This is a genomic window from Streptomyces sp. NPDC046335, from assembly GCF_055587985.1.
The window spans coordinates 409,525-429,422 of sequence record NZ_JBVJFF010000005.1 but is presented as its reverse complement, the minus strand read 5'-3'; the positions used below and the strand labels follow the sequence as shown (position 1 = coordinate 429,422).

At 73.6% G+C, this 19,898-nt stretch carries 15 protein-coding genes; 11 read left to right on the top strand and 4 right to left on the bottom strand.

The features are described from left to right. The first annotated feature begins 135 nt into the window (after positions 1–135). The 9 genes from ACZ6JY_RS14350 to ACZ6JY_RS14310 all read left to right on the top strand — a co-directional run bounded on the left by ACZ6JY_RS14350 (position 136) and on the right by ACZ6JY_RS14310 (position 13,009). On the top strand, positions 136–2,973 hold the full coding sequence (locus ACZ6JY_RS14350) for an FAD-binding and (Fe-S)-binding domain-containing protein (RefSeq protein ID WP_469195739.1): 2,838 nt from the start codon (positions 136–138) through the stop codon (positions 2,971–2,973). A gap of 180 nt (positions 2,974–3,153) precedes the next feature. Further along, the gene (locus tag ACZ6JY_RS14345; RefSeq protein ID WP_469195737.1) at positions 3,154–4,230 is read left to right on the top strand and encodes an EamA family transporter; all 1,077 of its coding nucleotides are present in this window, start codon (positions 3,154–3,156) and stop codon (positions 4,228–4,230) included. 179 nt (positions 4,231–4,409) lie between these two features. Beyond that, positions 4,410–5,207, top strand: coding sequence for a TIGR03084 family metal-binding protein (locus tag ACZ6JY_RS14340; RefSeq protein ID WP_469195735.1), 798 nt, complete (start codon positions 4,410–4,412; stop codon positions 5,205–5,207). Then, a complete protein-coding gene (locus ACZ6JY_RS14335) occupies positions 5,204–6,901 on the top strand; it encodes an acyclic terpene utilization AtuA family protein (RefSeq protein WP_469195733.1) in 1,698 nt (565 codons plus the stop codon). The genes ACZ6JY_RS14340 and ACZ6JY_RS14335 overlap by 4 nt, the downstream gene beginning before the upstream one ends. 52 nt (positions 6,902–6,953) lie before the next feature. Next, positions 6,954–8,558 (top strand): acyl-CoA carboxylase subunit beta, encoded by a 1,605-nt coding sequence (locus tag ACZ6JY_RS14330; protein ID WP_469195731.1) that lies wholly within the window; start codon positions 6,954–6,956, stop codon positions 8,556–8,558. A 10-nt stretch (positions 8,559–8,568) separates the two neighbouring features. Beyond that, positions 8,569–10,479 carry an acetyl/propionyl/methylcrotonyl-CoA carboxylase subunit alpha gene (locus ACZ6JY_RS14325; RefSeq protein ID WP_469195729.1) on the top strand — a complete coding sequence of 637 codons (1,911 nt, stop codon included), beginning with the start codon at positions 8,569–8,571 and terminating at the stop codon, positions 10,477–10,479. After that, the gene (locus ACZ6JY_RS14320; protein ID WP_469195727.1) at positions 10,476–11,684 is read left to right on the top strand and encodes an acyl-CoA dehydrogenase family protein; all 1,209 of its coding nucleotides are present in this window, start codon (positions 10,476–10,478) and stop codon (positions 11,682–11,684) included. The genes ACZ6JY_RS14325 and ACZ6JY_RS14320 overlap by 4 nt, the downstream gene beginning before the upstream one ends. 12 nt (positions 11,685–11,696) lie before the next feature. After that, complete coding sequence (locus ACZ6JY_RS14315) at positions 11,697–12,431, top strand: enoyl-CoA hydratase family protein (protein ID WP_469195725.1); 735 nt, start codon at positions 11,697–11,699, stop codon at positions 12,429–12,431. Beyond that, complete coding sequence (locus ACZ6JY_RS14310) at positions 12,419–13,009, top strand: TetR/AcrR family transcriptional regulator (RefSeq protein ID WP_469195723.1); 591 nt, start codon at positions 12,419–12,421, stop codon at positions 13,007–13,009. Before ACZ6JY_RS14315 ends, ACZ6JY_RS14310 begins: the two co-directional genes overlap by 13 nt. Positions 13,010–13,039: 30 nt before the next feature. Here the strand turns inward: ACZ6JY_RS14310 and ACZ6JY_RS14305 are convergent, their stop codons facing one another. Continuing rightward, on the bottom strand, positions 13,040–14,140 hold the full coding sequence (locus ACZ6JY_RS14305) for a citrate synthase 2 (protein ID WP_469195721.1): 1,101 nt from the start codon (positions 14,138–14,140) through the stop codon (positions 13,040–13,042). 402 nt (positions 14,141–14,542) lie between these two features. Between ACZ6JY_RS14305 and pdxH the strand changes: the two genes are divergently transcribed. After that, positions 14,543–15,178, top strand: coding sequence for a pyridoxamine 5'-phosphate oxidase (gene pdxH / locus ACZ6JY_RS14300; protein WP_469196144.1), 636 nt, complete (start codon positions 14,543–14,545; stop codon positions 15,176–15,178). Between the two features lie 30 nt (positions 15,179–15,208). Here pdxH and ACZ6JY_RS14295 read toward each other — a convergent pair whose 3' ends face one another. Then, the gene (locus ACZ6JY_RS14295; protein ID WP_469196142.1) at positions 15,209–16,072 is read right to left on the bottom strand and encodes an alpha/beta fold hydrolase; all 864 of its coding nucleotides are present in this window, start codon (positions 16,070–16,072) and stop codon (positions 15,209–15,211) included. 649 nt (positions 16,073–16,721) lie between these two features. Continuing rightward, entirely contained in the window at positions 16,722–17,414 is a 693-nt protein-coding gene (locus ACZ6JY_RS14290; protein WP_062776393.1) for a metal-dependent transcriptional regulator, read from the bottom strand. A 150-nt stretch (positions 17,415–17,564) separates the two neighbouring features. Between ACZ6JY_RS14290 and ACZ6JY_RS14285 the strand changes: the two genes are divergently transcribed. Next, the gene (locus ACZ6JY_RS14285) at positions 17,565–18,329 is read left to right on the top strand and encodes an SIS domain-containing protein (protein ID WP_469195719.1); all 765 of its coding nucleotides are present in this window, start codon (positions 17,565–17,567) and stop codon (positions 18,327–18,329) included. Positions 18,330–18,373: 44 nt separating this feature from the next. Here the strand turns inward: ACZ6JY_RS14285 and ACZ6JY_RS14280 are convergent, their stop codons facing one another. Beyond that, the gene (locus ACZ6JY_RS14280; protein ID WP_469195717.1) at positions 18,374–19,741 is read right to left on the bottom strand and encodes a PAS domain-containing protein; all 1,368 of its coding nucleotides are present in this window, start codon (positions 19,739–19,741) and stop codon (positions 18,374–18,376) included. Between the last annotated feature and the right edge of the window lie 157 nt (positions 19,742–19,898).

The following is a 19,898-nucleotide window of genomic DNA, read 5'->3' as shown; positions in this document are numbered from 1 at the left end:
GGTCACTATAGGAGAGTTAATGACCGGGGTGGGAATGATCCCTTCCGGATCATGACATAGCGGCTCCGGCGGGGTGGCCGCCAGGGGCCCCCGCGGGGGCATCCTGGCCCTATGAGCGACCGCATGAGCGACCGTATGAGCAAGCGTCAGGGAACCCGACGTGACGCCCCGGAAGGCCCGGGCCTCGAGCGCGACCTTCGGGCGGCCGTACGTGGTGACGTCGACCTCTCCGTCACCGCGCGGGCCCTGCACACCATGGACGCCTCCAACTACCGCCGCGTACCCGCCGCCGTGGTGGCACCGCGCGACGCCGACGACGTGGCGGCCGTGCTCGCGGTCTGCCGGGAGCGGAAGACGCCGGTGGTGGCGCGCGGCGCGGGCACCTCGATCGCGGGCCAGGCGACGGGCACCGGCGTCGTACTCGACTTCACCCGGCACCTGCGGCGGATCGTCTCCCTGGACCCGGAGGCGCGAACGGCCGTGGTGCAGCCGGGAGTCGTCCTGGACGACCTGCGCGCCGCCGCCGCCCCGCACGGCCTCACCTTCGGCCCCGACCCGTCGACGCACAACCGCTGCACGCTCGGCGGCATGGTGGGCAACAACTCCTGCGGCTCCCACTCGGTGGCGTACGGCACGACCGCCGACAACGTCCGTGAACTGTCCGTCATCGGCAGCCGGGGCGACACCCACCGGCTCGGCCAGAGCTGGCAGGGCGCGCCCGACGGCCTGCGGACGCTCGTCGAGAACCACCTGAAGCTCCTGCGCACCGGCTACCCCGACCTGCCGCGCCGCATCTCCGGCTACGCCCTCGACGCCCTGCTCCCGGAGCGCGGCCCCGACCTCGCGCGCGCGTTCTGCGGCTCGGAGGGCACCCTCGGCATCCTCACCGAAGCGACCCTGCGCCTGGTCGAGACGCCCCGCGCCCGCGCCCTCGCCGTGCTCGGCTACGCCGACGAGAGCGCGGCGGCCGAGGCGGCACCCGGGCTCCTGCCGTACGGGCCGCTGACCGTCGAAGGCATGGCGGCCGACCTCGTGCGCGGCGCGGGCGGCCTGCCGAGGGGCGGCGCCTGGCTGTTCGTGGAGACGGGCGGCGCGAGCCCGGCCGAGGCACGCGCGCGTGCCGGGGACCTCGTACGGGCGGCCGACGCGCTGGACGCCGTGGTCGTCGACGATCCGGCGCGGCAGCGGGCCCTGTGGCGCGTGCGCGAGGACGCGAGCGGCACGGCCACGCGCATGCCGGACGAGGCGGACGGCTCGCCCGGCGGAGAGGCCTGGCCCGGCTGGGAGGACTGCGCGGTGCCGCCCGCCCGGCTCGGCGCCTACCTCCGCGACTTCCGCGCGCTGCTCGCCGAGCACGGCCTGCGCGGCACCCCGTACGGCCACTTCGGGGACGGCTGCATCCACGTACGCGTGGACTTCGATCTGCTCAGCCGCGAGGGCGTGGCCCGGTTCCGCCGCTTCTCCGAGGAGGTCGCGGACGTCGTCGTCGCGCACGGCGGCTCCCTCTCCGGCGAGCACGGCGACGGGCAGGCCCGCGCGGAACTCCTGCCGAAGATGTACGGGAGTGAACTCGTCGGCCTCTTCGAGCGCGTCAAGGACCTCTGGGACCCGCAAGGGCTGCTGAACCCCGGGATGCTGGTACGGCCCGCGCCCCTCGACGCCGGCCTGCGGTTCGCGCCGCTGCCGCGCGAACCGGTCGACGTCGCCTTCGGCTACCCGCACGACGGCGGCGACTTCTCCGCGGCGGTCAGGCGGTGCGTGGGGGTCGCGAAGTGCCGTACGGCGGCGCCGGGCTCACCCACGGACGTCATGTGCCCCTCGTTCCGGGTGACGGGCGAGGAGGAGCACTCGACGCGGGGCCGCGCGCACCTGCTGCACGAGATGCTCGCGGGCGAGGTGGTGACGGACGGATGGCGCTCCACGGAGGTCAGGGACGCCCTGGACCTCTGCCTGTCCTGCAAGGGCTGCCGTTCGGACTGCCCGGTGGGCGTCGACATGGCCACGTACAAGGCGGAGTTCCTGCACCACCACTACGAAGGGCGGCGCAGGCCCGCCGCGCACTACTCGATGGGGTGGCTGCCGCGCTGGCTGCGGACCGTCGCGGTGACGCGCACCGCGCGGGTGGTGAATGCTCTGGCGCGCGTACGGCCGCTCGCGGCGCTCGGCAAGCGGCTCGGCGGGATCGACGCGCGGCGGGCTGTGCCCGAGGTGGCGCCGCGCACGTTCCGGCAGTGGTGGCGGACGGGGCACCGCGCCGAGGCGGCCACCGGGCCACGTGCCGTGCTGTGGCCCGACACCTTCACCGACCACCTCTCGCCCGAGGTCGGCGAGGCCGCCGTGCGGGTCATGGAGGCCGCGGGGATCGCCGTCGAGCTGCCGCCGCCGGGGGTGTGCTGCGGACTGACGTACGTGTCGACGGGGCAGCTCGACCGGGCGCGCGCGGTGCTGCGCGGCACGCTGGAGCGGATGGCTCCGCTGGTGGACGCGGGGGTGCCGGTGGTGGTCCTTGAGCCGAGCTGCGCGGCGGCGCTCAGGTCGGACCTGACCGAACTGCTCGGCGACGACCCGCGCGCGCACCGCCTCGCCGCCGCCGTACGCACCTTCGCCCAGGCCGTCGAGGAACTGGCCCCGGCGTGGCAACCGCCCCGTGTCGACCGCCCCGCGACCGGCCAGACCCACTGCCACCAGCACGCGGTCCTCGGCGACGCGGCGGAGCGGCGGCTGCGGGCGAAGGCGGGCCTGACGGGCGAGCTGACCGGCGGCTGCTGCGGGCTCGCGGGAGACTTCGGGTTCGAGCGCGGGCACCACGACGTCTCGGCGGCCTGTGCGGAGGAACAACTGCTGCCCGCGGTGCGGGAGGCGCCGGACGGCGCGGTCGTCCTGGCCGACGGGTACTCCTGCCGCACGCAGCTGCACCAGCTCGCGGGGGTGCGCGCGCGACACCTCGCGGAGATCCTGGCGGAGGGGCTCTGAGGTGGCTCTGAGACGGGCTCGGTGAGGCGTGAGCGTGCGTCATGCGCGCCACGCATAACCGGTGGGTAATCAGCATTTCCCGCGCGCCGTGAGCGGCCGTACCTTCGACATGTGGACGCGGTTTGCGTACAGCAGTAAAGCGGTTCCACAATCCTTACGTAGTTCATTATCGTGAGCGGCATGGTCCAGGATGCTGGACTCGCGGCCCGGAGGCAGGAAGGCTCAGCGGTGAACATCTCGCGCAGCGACCAGGCGGCACCGGCGGCGGCCCCCGTCGTGGCGCAGCAGCCGGAGGTCGCGGGCGCCGCGGCGACCGCGGAGGCGGCGGGGGGTGCGGCCGCACCCGGGAGTCTTCGGGCCCGTCTCGGCCCGGTGGGGCTCGTCCTCGCGGGCGGCATCTCGGTGCAGTTCGGCGGCGCGGTGGCCGTCAGCGTGATGCCGCGGGCCGGGGCGCTCGGCATCGTGACGCTGCGGCTCGCCTTCGCCGCGCTGGTGCTGCTGATCATCTGCCGGCCGAAGCTGCGCGGGCACTCGCGCGCCGACTGGGGCACGGTTGTGGCCTTCGGGGTGGCCATGGCCGGGATGAACGGCCTGTTCTACCAGTCCGTGGCCCGCATCCCGATGGGCCCCGCCGTCACCCTTGAGGTCCTCGGGCCGCTCGCGCTCTCCGTCATCGCGTCGCGCCGCGCGGTCAATCTGATCTGGGCGGGGCTCGCGCTGTGCGGTGTGTTCCTGCTCGGCGGCGGGGGCGGGCTCAGCGGCCTCGACCCGGCGGGCGTCGCCTTCGCGCTCGGCGCGGGCGCGATGTGGGCGGCGTACATCGTCTTCAGCGCGCGCACCGGGCGGCGCTTCCCGCAGGCCGACGGGCTCGCCCTGGCGATGGTGGTCGCCGCGGTGCTGTTCCTGCCGCTCGGCATCGTCGAGTCGGGGTCGCGGCTCGTGCAGCCCGGCACGCTGGCGCTCGGCGCGGTGGTCGCCGTGATGTCGTCCGTGCTGCCGTACACCCTTGAGCTCCTGGCGCTGCGACGGCTGCCCGCGCACACCTTCGCGGTCCTGATGAGCCTGGAACCGGCCATCGCCTCGCTCGCCGGGTTCCTCATCCTCAGCCAGGCGCTCTCCGCCGTGGAGGCGCTGGCGGTCGCCCTGGTCATCGCGGCGAGCATGGGGGCGGTGCGTACGCAGGTGGGGCGCGGACGGGGGCGGGGGCGCGGGGGCGCGAAGCGGGACGTCGGACCGGTGGCGGGCCAGGACCAATAGCGGGGCAGGGCCAGTAGCGGGCCAGGGTCAATAGCGGGGCGCGGTGGCCGCCCGCCCCGCCCATCCCGTCGGCCCCGTCGGCCCCGTCGGCCCACGGAAATTATGCAAGCACGCTTGCTTGTTTCTGTGGGCGCTGCCATGCTCCCTGGCACATCGCCGTGCCCCGAGGGGAGCGTTCCGTGTCCGATGCCCTGTCCGTGCTCGACGACCTGCGTGCCGAGAGCGAGGAACTGGACCGGCTGGTGGCGGAGTTGGGCGGTGAGCGCTGGGCGCTCGCCACGCCCGCGCCCGGCTGGACGGTCGCCCACCAGATCGCGCACCTCGCCTGGACCGACCGGGCGGCCCTGCTCGCCGCCACGGACCCGGAGGCCTTCGCCGCCGAGGCGGAGAAGGCGGCGGCGGCTCCGGACACGTTCGTGGACGAGGGCGCGGAGGAGGGCGCGAAGCTGCCGCCCGCCGAGCTGCTCGACCGCTGGCGGACCGGCCGTGCCGCGCTCGGCCGGGCCCTGGCCGAGGCCCCCGCCGGGACCCGGCTGCCCTGGTACGGGCCGCCCATGGCCGTGCCGTCCATGGCGACCGCGCGGCTCATGGAGACCTGGGCGCACGGCCAGGACGTGGCGGACGCGCTCGGCGTGCGGCGCGTACCGACGGACCGGCTGCGGCACGTGGCGCGGATCGGCGTCAGGGCGCGGGACTTCGCTTTCGCGGTACGGGGGATGAGCCCGCCGCGGGAGGAGTTCCGGGTCGAGCTCACGTCCCCGGTGACGGGGGAGCCGTGGGCGTACGGCCCCGAGGACGCGCCCCAGCGCGTGAGCGGCCCCGCGCTCGACTTCTGCCTCCTGGTGACCCACCGCGCCCACCGCTCCGACCTGGCGGTACACGCGAAGGGCCCCGACGCGGACCACTGGCTGGACATCGCCCAGGCGTTCGCGGGCCCACCGGGCGCGGGACGCCCGGCGAAGGGCGGCACCGGATGACCCGGCCGCCCCTGCGTATCGCCAACGCCTCCGGCTTCTACGGTGACCGGTTCAGCGCCATGCGGGAGATGCTGGACGGCGGTGAGATCGACGTTCTCACCGGGGACTACCTCGCCGAGCTGACCATGCTCATCCTCGGCCGTGACCGCCTGAAGGACCCCGCGCGCGGCTACGCCAAGACGTTCCTGCGGCAACTGGAGGAGTGCCTCGGCATCGCCCACGACCGGGGGGTGCGGATCGTCGCCAACGCGGGCGGGCTCAACCCGGCCGGGCTCGCGGACGCCGTCAGGGACCTCGCGGGGCGGCTCGGCGTCCCCGCCAGGGTCGCCCACGTCGAGGGCGACGACCTCGGCAGCCGCTTCCCCGGCGCCCTCACGGCCCACGCCTACCTCGGCGGCGCCGGCATCACGGCCTGCCTGGAGGCCGGGGCGGACGTCGTCGTGACGGGGCGGGTGACCGACGCCGCCCTGGTCACCGGCCCGGCGGCCGCACACTTCGGCTGGGGCCAGGACGCGTACGACCGCCTCGCGGGCGCGGTCGTCGCCGGGCACGTCCTGGAGTGCGGCACACAGGCCACCGGCGGCAACTACGCGTTCTTCGCCGAGCACGACCCGGCGTCCCTGCGCCACCCCGGCTTCCCGCTCGCCGAGATCCACGAGGACGGCTCGGCCGTCATCACCAAACACCCCGGCACCGGCGGCTTCGTCGACGTCGGCACGGTCACCGCGCAGCTCCTCTACGAGACGGCCGGCGCCCGTTACGCGGGCCCCGACGTCACCGCCCGGCTCGACACGGCCGTCCTCACGCGGGAGGGCCCTGACCGGGTACGGATCGAGGGCGTACGCGGCGAGGCACCGCCGCCCACCCTCAAGGTCGGCCTCAACCGGCTCGGCGGCTTCCGCAACGAGGTCGTCCTCGTCCTCACGGGCCCGGACATCGAGGCCAAGGCCGCCCTGGTCCGCGCCCAGCTCGAAGACGCCCTGGACCGTGCCAAGACGCGCCCCGCCGAGGTCCGCTGGGAGCTGTCCCGCACCGACCGCGCCGACGCGGCCACCGAGGAGACCGCGAGCGCCCTGCTGCGCCTCGTCGTGCGCGACGCCGACGCCGACGCCGTGGGCAGGGAGCTGAGCGGCGCCGTGATCGAGCTGGCCCTCGGCAGCTACCCCGGCTTCCACGTGACCGCCCCGCCCGGCAAGGCCGCCCCCTACGGAGTCTTCGAAGCGGCCCACGTGGACCGGGACACCGTCGAGCACGTGGCGGTGCTGCCCGGCGGGGAGCGCATCCCCGTGGCCACCGGCCCCGACACCCTCGTACCGCGGGACCTGCCAGAGCCGCCACCGCCCGAGCCCCTGCCCCCGGGACCGGCCCGCCGCGCCCCCCTCGCCCGCGTCGCGGGCGCCCGCAGCGGCGACAAGGGAGGCGACGCGAACGTCGGCGTATGGGTGCGCTCCGACGCGGCCTGGCGATGGCTGGCCCACGAACTGACGGTGGACCGGTTCCGCGAACTGATCCCCGAGGCGGCCCACCTGCCGGTCACCCGCCACGCCCTGCCCAACCTGCGCGCCCTGAACTTCGTCGTCGAGGGCCTGCTCGGCGAGGGCGTCGCGTCCCGGGCCCGCTTCGACCCGCAGGCCAAGGGCCTCGGCGAGTGGCTGCGCGCCCGTCACCTGGACATACCGGAGGTACTGCTGTGAGCCCGAGGAGCACCGAGGGACCGCCCACGCCCGGCGCGCCGGAGGTGCGGGCATGACCGTCCTCGCCTCCGCGCTCGACCCGGCGGGCGCCGAGTACGCCGAGCACCGCGCCGCCATGCTGGAGAGGCTCGCCGCACTCGCCACCGAACAGGCCAAGGCCCTTGAGGGCGGCGGCGAGAAGTACGTGCGACGCCACCGCGAGCGCGGCAAGCTACTGGCGCGGGAGCGCATCGAGCTGCTCCTCGACCCCGACACGCCGTTCCTGGAGCTGTCGCCGCTGGCCGCCTGGGGCAGCGACTACCCCGTGGGCGCCTCCATGGTCACCGGCATCGGCGTCGTCGAGGGCGTCGAGTGCCTGATCACCGCGAACGACCCGACGGTCAGGGGCGGCGCCTCCAACCCCTGGACGCTGAAGAAGGCGTTCCGCGCCCACGAGATCGGGCACGCGAACCGGCTGCCCTCGATCCACCTGGTGGAGTCGGGCGGCGCCGACCTCCCCTCCCAGAAGGAGATCTTCATCCCCGGAGGTGCCCTCTTCAAGCACCTCACGCAGTCCTCGGCGGCCGGCATCCCCACCGTCGCCGTCGTCTTCGGCAACTCCACGGCGGGCGGCGCCTACGTGCCCGGCATGTGCGACCACGTGATCATGGTCAAGGAGCGCGCGAAGGTCTTCCTCGGCGGACCGCCACTCGTGAAGATGGCGACCGGCGAGGAGAGCGACGACGAGTCGCTGGGCGGCGCCGAGATGCACGCCCGCACCTCAGGCCTCGCCGACCACCTCGCCGAAGACGAACACGACGCGCTGCGCCGGACCCGCCGGGTCGTCGCCCGCCTCAACTGGCGCAAGGCGTACGCCGATCCGGATCCGACGGCCGTGGAGCCGCCCGCGTACGACGAGGACGAACTGCTCGGCATCGTGCCCGGCGACCTGAAGACGCCCTTCGACCCGCGCGAGGTCATCGCCCGCATCGTGGACGGCTCCGACTTCGACGAGTTCAAGCCGCTGTACGGGACGTCGCTCGTCACCGGCTGGGCGGCCCTGCACGGCTACCCCGTCGGCATCCTCGCCAACGCGCGGGGCGTGCTCTTCAGCGCGGAGTCGCAGAAGGCCGCGCAGTTCATCCAGCTGGCGAACCAGCGCGACATCCCGCTGCTCTTCCTGCACAACACCACCGGGTACATGGTCGGCAAGGAGTACGAGCAGGGCGGCATCATCAAACACGGCGCCATGATGATCAACGCCGTCTCGAACTCGAAGGTCCCGCACCTATCCGTCCTGATGGGCGCCTCCTACGGCGCAGGGCACTACGGCATGTGCGGGCGCGCCTACGACCCCCGCTTCCTCTTCGCCTGGCCGAGCGCCAAGTCGGCCGTCATGGGCCCGCAGCAGCTCGCGGGCGTCCTGTCCATCGTCGCCCGGCAGTCGGCGGCGGCGAAGGGGCAGCCCTACGACGACGAGGCCGACGCCGCGCTGCGGGAGATGGTGGAGCGGCAGATCGAGGCCGAGTCGCTGCCGATGTTCCTCTCCGGGCGGCTCTACGACGACGGGGTCATCGATCCGCGGGACACCCGCACCGTGCTCGGCCTGTGCCTGTCCGCGATCCACACGGCCCCCTTCGAGGGCGCGCGCGGCGGCTTCGGCGTCTTCCGGATGTGAGGCAGTGACGATGATCGAGTCAGTCCTTGTGGCCAACCGCGGCGAGATCGCCTGCCGCGTCTTCCGCACCTGCCGCGACCTGGGCATCGCCACGGTCGCCGTGTACTCCGACGCCGACGCGGACGCCCTGCACGTCCGCGAGGCCGACGCGGCGGTACGGCTGCCCGGCGCGGCGCCCGCCGAGACGTATCTCCGCGGCGAACTGATCGTGAAGGCCGCGCTGGCCGCGGGCGCCGACGCCGTCCACCCCGGATACGGCTTCCTCTCCGAGAACGCAGGCTTCGCCCGCGCGGTCCTCGACGCGGGCCTGGTCTGGATCGGCCCGCCGCCCGAAACGATCGAGGCGATGGCGTCCAAGACGCGCGCCAAGGAACTCCTCGGCATCGAACCCCTCGCCGAGGTCACCGAGGCCGACCTGCCGGTCCTGGTGAAGGCGGCGGCCGGTGGCGGCGGGCGCGGCATGCGCGTCGTACGCGAACTGTCCGAGCTGGAGGGGGCGTTGACGGCCGCGCGGGCGGAGGCGGCCAGTGCCTTCGGGGACGGCGAGGTGTTCGTCGAGCCGTACATCGAGGGCGGACGCCACGTCGAGGTGCAGATCATGGCCGACGCGCACGGCACGGTGTGGGCGCTCGGCACCCGCGACTGCTCGCTCCAGCGCAGGCACCAGAAGGTCATCGAGGAGTCTCCCGCGCCGGGGCTCGCCCCCGGACTCGTCGCCGAACTGCACGAACGGGCCGTACATGCGGCGCGCGTGACCGGCTACCGGGGCGCGGGCACCGTGGAGTTCCTCGTCGCGGAAGGGCGCGCGCACTTCCTGGAGATGAACACCCGCCTCCAGGTGGAACACCCCGTCACCGAGGCCGTGTTCGGCCTCGACCTGGTCGCGCTCCAGATACGGATCGCCGAAGGTACCGCCCTCGCCGCCGACCCGCCGCCCGAGCGCGGCCACGCCGTGGAGGCCCGCCTCTACGCCGAGGACCCGGCGGCCGGATGGGCCCCGCAGACCGGAACCCTGCACCGCGTCGACGTGCCGGGCGTCCGCCTGGACAGCGGGTACGCGGACGGCGACACGATCGGCGTGCACTACGACCCGATGCTCGCCAAGGCCGTCGCGCAGGCGCCGACCCGCGAACAGGCCGTGCGCCGCCTCGCGGGCGCCCTGGAGCGGGCCGTGATCCACGGGCCCGTCACCAACCGCGACCTGCTCGTACGGTCCCTGCGGCACCCGGAGTTCACCGGGGCGCGCATGGACACCGGCTTCTACGACCGGCACGCCGGGGAACTGGCGGCGCCCGAGGCCGACCCGCACGCCGCGCTGGCCGCGTCGCTCGCCGACGCGCACGGCCGCTCCCGGTTCGGCGGCTGGCGCAGCCTCCGCTCGCAGCCGCACCTCAAGCGCTGGCGCACCGAACCCGACGGCACCGAGCACGAGGTGCGCTACGACCACACCCGCGAGGGCCCGCGCGCCGAAGGGGTACGGGTGCTCGGCGTCACCGCCACGCGGGTCGTCATCGAATCCGAAGGCGTACGCAGGACGTACGAGGTCGCGCGGTACGGGGGCGCGGCGGGCCAGGTGTACGTGACGTCCTCGCGCGGGCGCACCGTCCTCACCCCGCTGCCCCTGCTCCCCGAACCCACCGCGCGCCGCGATCCCGGCTCCCTGCTCGCGCCGATGCCGGGCACCGTCGTACGCGTCGCCGATGGCCTTGCCGAAGGGGTGCGGGTCGCCGCCGGGCAGCCCCTCATCTGGCTGGAGGCCATGAAGATGGAGCACCGCATCACGGCTCCCGCCGCCGGCACGCTCACCGCCCTGCACGCCGAAACCGGCCGCCAGGTCGAGGTGGGCGCGCTGCTCGCCGTCGTCAAGGCCGGCGTACCCGCCGTCGCCAAGCCCGTCGTCCAGGAGGAAGAGTCCGTATGAGCACCGCTCGCAGCACCGTCCTCGAAACCGAAGAGCACCGGGCCCTGCGCGCCGCCGTCGCGGCCCTCGGCAAGCGGTACGGCCGCGACTACATGACGCGCGTCGTCCAGGACGGCGGCCACCCCGACGAACTGTGGGCGGACGCCGCCAAGCTCGGCTACCTGGGCGTGAACCTGCCCGAGGAGTACGGCGGCGGAGGCGGCGGCATCGCCGAACTCTCCATCGTCCTCGAGGAACTGGGCGCGGCGGGCTGCCCGCTCCTGATGATGGTCGTCTCGCCCGCGATCTGCGGCACCGTCATCGCCCGGTTCGGCACCGAGGAGCAGAAGCGGGCCTGGCTGCCCGGCCTCGCCGACGGCTCGCGGACCATGGCCTTCGGCATCACCGAACCCGATGCGGGCTCCAACTCCCACCGCATCACCACCACGGCTCGCCGCGACCCCGACTCCGGCGACTGGCTCCTGACCGGCCGCAAGGTGTTCATCTCCGGCGTCGACATCGCCGACGCCACGCTCATCGTCGGCCGCACGTCGGACACCACGACCGGCAACCTCAAGCCGTGCCTGTTCATCGTCCCGCGCGACACCCCCGGCTTCGAGCGCCGTCAGATCCCCATGGAGCTCCAGGCCGCGGAGAAGCAGTTCGAGCTGGTCCTCGACGACGTCAGGCTGCCCGCGCGGGCGCTGGTCGGCGGGGGCCCCTCCCAAGCTTTCGGCAGCGGGGGAGAGGACGGGGGGCTCCTCCAGCTCTTCGCGGGCCTGAACCCCGAGCGCATCATGACGGCCGCCTTCTCGCTGGGGATGGCCCGTTTCGCCCTGGACCGGGCCACCACGTACGCGAAGGAACGCAGCGTCTGGAAGAGCCCCATCGGCGCCCACCAGGCCATCGCGCACCCGCTCGCCGAGTCCCACATCGAGATCGAGCTGGCCCGCCTGATGACGCAGAAGGCCGCCCGCCTCTACGACGACGGGGACGACGCGGGCGCGGGCGAGGCCGCCAACATGGCCAAGCTCGCCGCCGCCGACGCCTGCGTGAAGGCCGTCGACCGGGCCGTGCACACCCTCGGCGGCAACGGCCTCACCAAGGAGTTCGGCCTCGCCTCGCTGATCGTGGCGTCCCGGGTGGCACGGATCGCCCCGGTCAGCAGGGAGATGATCCTCAACTACGTCTCCCACCGGACGCTGGGCCTCCCCAAGTCGTACTGAGGAGCGTTTCTGATGAGCCTGGTCGTCTCCTCGCCCGTACGCGGCATCGTCACCGTCACCCTCGACCGCCCCGAGCGCCGCAACGCGCTCTCCGCCGACCTGCTGGGAGCCCTCTCCGAGGCGCTCGGCGGCCTCGGCGGGGACCCCGCCGTCCGCGCGGTCCTGCTCGCCCACACCGGGACGACGTTCTGCTCGGGCGCCGACCTGAGGAAGCCGCCCGAACCGCACGACTTCGTACGGCTGCTGCGGCAGATCATGGCGCTGCCCAAACCGGTGGTGGCGCGCGTGGACGGCCATGTGCGGGCCGGCGGGCTCGGGCTGCTCGGCGCGTGCGACCTGGCGGTGGCGGGGCCCGGCGCGTCCTTCGCGCTCACGGAGGTCCGCATCGGCGTGGCGCCCGCCGTGATCTCCCTGACGCTGCTGCCCCGCGTCGACCCGGGCGCCGCCTCCCGCTACTGCCTCACCGGAGAGCGCTTCGACGCGGTCGAGGCGGCACGGATCGGCCTCGTCACGGCGTACGGGTCCGACGTCGACGCCACGCTCGAACCGATGCTCGACGGGCTGCGGCGGGCCGCACCGGGCGCCCTGGCCGAGACGAAGAAGCTGCTCACGGCTAGGGTGCTCGACGCATTCGACGACCACTCGGACGCTGTCGTCGCCCTCACCGCGCGGCTCTTCGGCTCCGCCGAGGCGCGCGAGGGGATGACGGCGTTCCTCGAACGACGGGAGCGCCCATGGGTGCTGTGACCGCCGCGGACCGCTCGCCCAAGCAGGACCGCAGCCGTGCGACGCGGCAGCGGCTCCTGGAGGCCGCCGTGTCCTGCCTCGCCGAGCACGGCTGGGCGGGCTCCACGGTCTCGGCGGTCGCCGAGCGGGCGGGCGTCTCGCGGGGCGCGGCACAGCACCACTTCCCGACCCGGGAGGACCTGTTCACCGCCGCCGTCGAGTACGTCGCCGAGCGGCGCTCCACGGCTCTGCGCGCCCTGCCCGCGCAGGACAGGGCCTCGGTCGTCGCGGCCCTGGTGGACCTCTACACGGGCCCGCTCTTCCGCGCGGCGCTCCACCTCTGGGTGGCCGCGTCCAACGAGCCGCAGCTCGGGGGCCGGGTCACCGATCTCGAGGCCCGCGTCGGCCGTGAGACGCACCGCATCGCGGTGGAGCTCCTCGCCGCCGACGAGTCCGTCCCCGGCGTCCGCGAGACCATCCAGGGCCTCCTGGACATGGCCCGCGGCCTGGGCCTCGCGAACCTCCTCACGGACGACGGGGCGCGGCGGGACCGGGTGGTGGCCCAGTGGACGGTGCTGGTGGAGCGGGCGCTGCGCTGAGCCCCTCCCGGTCCCGCCGGAGGCCGGACCTCAGCCCGCGATGTCCCCGTACCCCTCGATCTCGCGGGGGTTGCGCGAGCCGGGGCCGATGTACCGGGCCGATGGCCGCACCAGCCGCCCCGTCCGCTTCTGCTCCAGGATGTGCGCCGACCACCCCGCGGTCCTCGCGCACGTGAACATCGACGTGAACATGTGCGCCGGCACCTCCGCGAAGTCGAGCACGATCGCCGCCCAGAACTCCACGTTCGTGGCGAGGACACGATCGGGCCGCCGCGCGTGCAGCTCGTCGAGGGCCGCCTTCTCCAGCGCCTCGGCGACCTCGAAGCGAGGAGCGCCCAGCTCACGGGCGGTGCGGCGGAGCACCCGAGCGCGGGGGTCCTCGGCCCGGTACACCCGGTGCCCGAAGCCCATCAGCCGCTCGCCCTTGTCCAGCGCCCCCTTCACGTACGCCACCGCGTCGCCCGTGCGCTCGATCTCCTCGATCATGCCGAGGACGCGGGAGGGCGCACCGCCGTGCAGGGGGCCCGACATGGCGCCGACGGCCCCGGACAGCGCCGCCGCCACGTCGGCGCCGGTGGAGGCGATGACGCGGGCGGTGAAGGTGGAGGCGTTCATGCCGTGCTCGGCGGCCGAGGTCCAGTAGGCGTCGACGGCCTTGACGTGCTTGGGGTCGGGCTCGCCGCGCCAGCGCTTCATGAACCGCTCGACGACCGTCTCGGCCTTGTCGATCTCGCGCTGCGGCACCATCGGGAGGCCCTGGCCGCGGGCCGACTGGGCCACGTAGGAGAGGGCCATGACGGCGGCGCGCGCCAGGTCCTCGCGGGCCTGCCGCTCGTCGATGTCCAGGAGCGGGCGCAGGCCCCACACGGGGGCGAGCATCGCGAGCGCGGACTGTACGTCGACACGGATGTCCCCGGAGTGGACCGGGATGGGGAACGGCTCGGCGGGCGGCAGACCGGGATTGAAGGCGCCGTCGACGAGCAGGCCCCACACGTTTCCGAAGGAGACGTGGCCGACCAGGTCCTCGATGTCGACGCCGCGGTAGCGCAGCGCGCCACCTTCCTTGTCCGGTTCGGCGATCTCCGTCTCGAACGCGATGACTCCTTCAAGTCCGGGTACGAAATCGGACATCAGGCGGCTCCTCGTGATGGGTTCGACGTGATGGGTTCGGCGTGATGGTTTTCGACGTGATGGTGTTCGCGTGAGATCAGGGGACAGCTCATGACCATCGGTCACAACAGGCGATCGCGGCCCGGTTACACGGTCCGACGCACCCAAGTGCGGCGCGTCCGGCGACTCGCGGTCCGGAACGTTCACCCCGGTGATGCCCAGTGAGGCTGGTGGTCACCCAACCGGTTCGGCAGCAGGACGATATCCCTTGGTGCCACCTTTGGCGATGAGATGCGGCACTCAGTGCCACACGTCACCTCTGCCGGCGGGCGCGGCCGCCGGGCGCCCGGAGGCATACGGCAGGATGGCGGTGTGACCGACTCCAGCGCCTCATCGTCCGAACCCCTGCCCGAGCCGGCCGGCATGCGCGAGCAGTACGTCACCGCGGGGCTCGCCGAGGCCGAGCTCCCGGCCGATCCCATGGACCAGTTCGCCCTCTGGTTCAAGGAGGCGGCGCGCGAGACGGGCCTGGTGCACGAGCCGAACGCCATGGTCGTCTCCACGGCCGACGCCGAGGGCAGGCCGAGCTCCCGCACGGTCCTCCTGAAGGGCTTCGACGAGCGGGGCTTCGTCTTCTTCACCAACTACGCCTCCCGCAAGGCCCACGAGCTGGCCGCCAATCCGTACGTCTCGCTGCTCTTCCCCTGGCACCCCATGGCCCGCCAGGTCATCGTCTCCGGCACGGCGACGCGCGTGGGCCGCGACGAGACGGTCGCCTACTTCCGCACCCGCCCGCACGGCTCCCAGCTCGGCGCCTGGGCCAGCGCCCAGTCCTCCGTACTGATCTCCCGCGAGGAACTGGACCGCGCCTACGCCGACTTGGCGGCCCGCTACCCCGAGGGCGAACAGGTCCCGGCCCCGCCGAACTGGGGCGGCTTCCGCGTGACCCCGCGGACGGTGGAGTTCTGGCAGGGCCGGAGCAACCGCCTCCACGACCGGCTGCGGTACGCCCGAGCGGCGGGAAGCGGTGCCTGGCAGGTGGACCGCCTGAGCCCGTGACGGCCCCGCCGGCCGGCCACGGGCCGCGGGCTAACCGGTCAGGACCCCGTCCAGGAACGGTTCGATCGCCGCGCGCCAGGCGTCCGGCCGGTCGTAGTGGACGAGGTGCCCGGCGTCCACGACCTCCGCGTACTCCCCGCGAGGCAGGACGCGGACCATCTCCTGGGACTCGGCCCGGCCCAGGTCGCCGTAGAGCCCCCGGACGACGAGCGTGGGGCAGCGGACCTGGATCAGCTCCTCCCAGTGCGCGTCGTGCACCCACGTCTCGCGGGACTTCAGCATCTGGGCGCGGTCGAAGACGGGACGCCAGCCGTCGGGTCCCTCGGCCATCACCTCGGTGAAGAACTCGCCGCGCGCGGGGTTGGGGCGCTCGACCCACGGGTCGTCCTCGCCGAACCACTTGCGGACGTCGGCGAGCGTGGCGAAGGGGACGGGCCAGGACTTGAACCAGTCCTCCCACTCCCGCTGCGAGGCCGCGCCGAGCGCGGAGGCCCGCATGTCGCAGATGATCAGCCCCCGGACGAGGTCGGGGCGGCGCGCGGCGAGCTGCCAGCCGGTGAGGGCGCCCATGGAGTGGCCGATGATCACGGCGGGCGCGAGGCCCAGCTGTTCGAGGGCGGCCTCGGCGTCGTCCACGTAGGCCTCACGGGTGAAGGGCCCCTCCGCCGGCTTCTCGCTGCGGCCGTGGCCCCGCTGGTCGAGGGCGACCGCGCGGTGCCGCTCGGAGAGCCAGCGGGCGGTGTCCGCCCAGTGCGAGGCGCGGCCCATCAGGCCGTGCAGCAAGAGCACGCCGCCCGGTGACCGCTCGGCCTCCCTGAGCTTGGGAGGGTCGGCGAACTCCCAGGCGGCGAGGCGTACGCCACCTGCACCCCTCACGTCGATGCGCCGCACCATGATTCCTGGCACCCCCCTAGATTCTGTCGGGATCCCCGTCTGGTCCTGCCCCACACCACCGCACGCTATCGAACTCCCTTTCGAAAACGGGCGGATCGCTGATAACACCCCTCGTTCGGGTGACCACGCTCAAGGATTGACCGGCGCCGCCGAGGGGAGATCTTCCTCGGGGGACGGGCCGCTCGGGGAAACCGGTCCGAAGGGAATGACCCTGAGAGCTCGGGGCTCCGGGTCAGCACAGGGGAGGACAGGCCCCGGCGCCGCGAGGCGCCGGGGCCATCACTTTGTGCGCCCGGCGTCCGCCACGTGCCCGCCGCACCACGGCGACGTCCCTGCTCACGCTCACCGTGCGGGCGTCCGTACTCATCACGCGGACGCTCGTGCTCGCCGCGGGGGTCCCCGCGTTCACCAGACGGGCACATCCTCCTGCCCCCTCTCCGGCCGGGCGGCCAGACCTGGCGTCGACGCGGTCAAGAGCCCTCAGGTCATATGCCTCTCGCGACAGCCTCGCACGCAAAACGCGCGTGCGCTGCAATTCCGCACACTGAATCTTGGACTCCGCGAGATTTCGCGGAGCCCGCTCGCCGTCATCAACTTTCTCTTCGGCGGGGGAAGTTGACCTCAGTCTCCTCGGCGGTCCGTGCCCGCCTCAGCGCTTGGCGACGAAGACGTGCGAAGCGACCTCGGAGGACAGCTCCGCGGCCTCACCGCTGCTGCCCACGAGCACGCCGCCCGCCGACTCCGTCACGCTCACCACGGAGCCCGGCTGCACGCCGGCCCGCCGCAGCGTGTACATCAGCTGGGCGTCCGTCTGGATCGGCTCGCCGATGCGGCGCACGACGACCGTCTTGCCCTCGGCGCCCGGGTCGAGCTCGGTCAGGGAGACCATGCCCTCGTCCAGGAACGGATCCGCGCCGTCCTTCTCGCCCAGCTCCTCCAGGCCCGGGATCGGGTTTCCGTACGGAGACTCGGTGGGGTGGCGCAGGAGCTCCAGGACGCGGCGCTCCACCGCCTCGCTCATCACGTGCTCCCAACGGCACGCCTCGGCGTGCACCTGCTCCCATTCGAGCCCGATCACATCGACGAGCAGGCACTCCGCCAGGCGGTGCTTGCGCATCACACGGGTGGCCAGACGGCGGCCCTCCTCGGTGAGCTCCAGGTGGCGGTCGCTGGCGACCGCCACCAGGCCGTCGCGCTCCATGCGCGCCACGGTCTGGCTCACCGTCGGTCCGCTCTGGTCGAGCCGCTCGGCAATCCGGGCGCGCATGGGGACCACACCTTCCTCCTCCAATTCGAGGATGGTGCGCAAATACATCTCAGTGGTGTCAATCAGCCCCGACATGGGTGCCCCTCAGAATTCGCTCGTGCGCTGGCCCTGCCCTCAATTCTGACGCATACCACCGACAACCGTGCCGCGCCGTGGGAAAACCGGCCCCGTACCGCCCGACGGCAGTGTTGACAGGGCACTGGTCCAGACCTCAACGTGATCCGAATGAGCTCGAAGAGCGAGAGCAAAACAGCCGGTCAGTACTTCGACGCCGCCATCGGCCTGTTGCAGCGCGTCCGCGACGAGGAGTCCGGGAACATCGCCGAGGCAGGCACCCTGCTCGCCGACGCGGTCCAGTCCGGCGGGCGCCTCTTCGCCTTCGGCGCGGGGCACTCCTCCCTCGCCGCGCAGGACGTCGTCTACCGCGCGGGCGGGCTCGCCCTCATGAACCTCCTCGCCGTGCCCGGCGTGGTCGGCGTCGACGTGATGCCCGCGACCCTCGGCTCCGCCCTGGAGCGGGTCGACGGCCTCGCGGGAGCCGTCCTGGACTCCAGCCCCGCCAAGCCCGGCGACGCCCTGGTGATCGTCTCCCTCTCGGGGCGGAACTCGCTGCCGGTGGAGATGGCGATGAACGCCCGCGCGCTCGGCCTCAAGGTCATCGGCGTGACCTCCGTGGCCTACGCCTCCGAGACCCGTTCGCGGCACGTCTCCGGCACCTTCCTGCTGGACCACTGCGACGTCGTGGTCGACTCCAAGATCGCCGTGGGGGACGCGGAGCTGTCGCTCGACGGGGTCGACGCGCCGTTCGGGTCCGCGTCCAGCGTCGTCACGGGCGCGCTGATGCAGGCCATGATCGCCGCCACGATCGAGCGCCTCGCCGAGCGGGGCGTCCAGCCGCCGCTGCTCCGCTCCGGGAACGTGGACGGGGGCCACGACTGGAACGGCCGGATCTTCCAGGAGTACGGGGAGCGGATCTTCTACCGGCACTGATCCGCCGGCGCGGCCCCCGGCCCCCGGCACCCTCGGAGCGAGGGCTACGGCGTGGCGGTGGCCGCCAGGTCCAGGGAGGCGGCCACCCTGCCCGCCACGCTCTCCGCGTACGTCGCGTCCAGGAGCTCGAAGGCCCCCCGCCCCGCCGCCCGCAGGAACGTCACGACCCCCAGCGTCCGCCCCCGGCTCCGCAACACCGCGCACAGCGCGTGCACCGAGTCCTCCGGCCACTGCCGCGCGACGGCCCAGGCCCGCGCCCGCTCCGGCGCGGCCGACCCCGCGCTGGCCCGCACGGACCCGGCCCGCTCCACGCACTGCGGCGCGGGATGCCCCTCCGGATACCGCACCGGAATCCCCGCCATGGCCACCGGAAGGCAGGGCCCCGGCGCCCCGCCGGGCGTCGCGGCGACCCGGACCAGACGGACCGGCTCCCCGCCCGCCACGAGATCCACCAGCGCATGGTCGGCGAACCCGGCCAGCGCGAAGTCGAGCTGAACCGTGGCCGCCTCCGTGGGGTCCTCGCACTCCCCGGCGGCGCGGGCGGCCCGGTGCAGCTGCTGCGAGCGGAACCGGAGCTGCGAGGCCTCCTGAGCGCTCTGCCTGGCCTCCGTGACGTCCTGGAAGAGCCAGCCGACCCCGAGTGGCACGGGCTCCTCCGTCAGCGGCGAGGCGAGCCGCACGAAGCCGCTGCGCCAGCACCGCCGCTCGAAGCCCTCCCCCTCACCGGTCCGCACCGACACCCACAGCTCGGCGGGGGCGGGCGGCGCCCCCTCGGCGAGGACATGGGTCAGCGCGCTCTCCAGCTCCTCGACACCGTGCCCGAGGAGATCCGCGAGGGGCCGCCCGAGAACCGCCGTACGCCCCACTCCGAGCGCACGGGCCGCGTGTTCGTTCACGACGGCGGGCCGCAGGTCCGCGTCGACGATGACGACGCCCCAGGAGGCCGTTTCCAGGAGCGCCTCGCTCAGCGCGATGGAGCGTTCCAGGTCGATCTGGGCGTGGACCTCGCTGAAGGCGCAGTAGACGCCCGCGGCCTTCCCGTCCCCGCCCCGCACGGCGGCGGACTGCATGCGGACGAGGACCCGCCCGCCGTCCTTGGTCACGAGGGCGAACTCGTGCACCTGCCGCCCCGGCGCGTCCATCACGGACAGCAGCCGCCCCTCGACCTCCGCGGCGTCCGCGGCGCGCACGGCCCACCCGGAGAAGCCCCGCTGCCCCACGGCCTCCGCCGCCGACCAGCCGAGGATGCGCTCGGCCTCGCGGTTCCAGTGCGTCACCACGCCCTCGGCGTCGAACGCGCAGAGCGCCGCGTCCATCCCGTCGAGCAGCGCCGCGAGCAGTTCGGCTCCGCCCGGCCCGGGCTCTTCGGGACCCAGTTCGTCAGTAGTTCCGCTCCGCCGCGAAGCACTCACCCGGAACCCCCTGCAGGCCGTGTCCTCGTCCTCATGAGCTGCCAGTACCGCACGTCAGATCATTCAACTCGAACGTGACGCACCCCACAGCAGGTTCCCGGAAGTTGGACGGAAACCGTACCCCGAAGAAAAACCGCTTGAGGTCCCCGAGGCACGT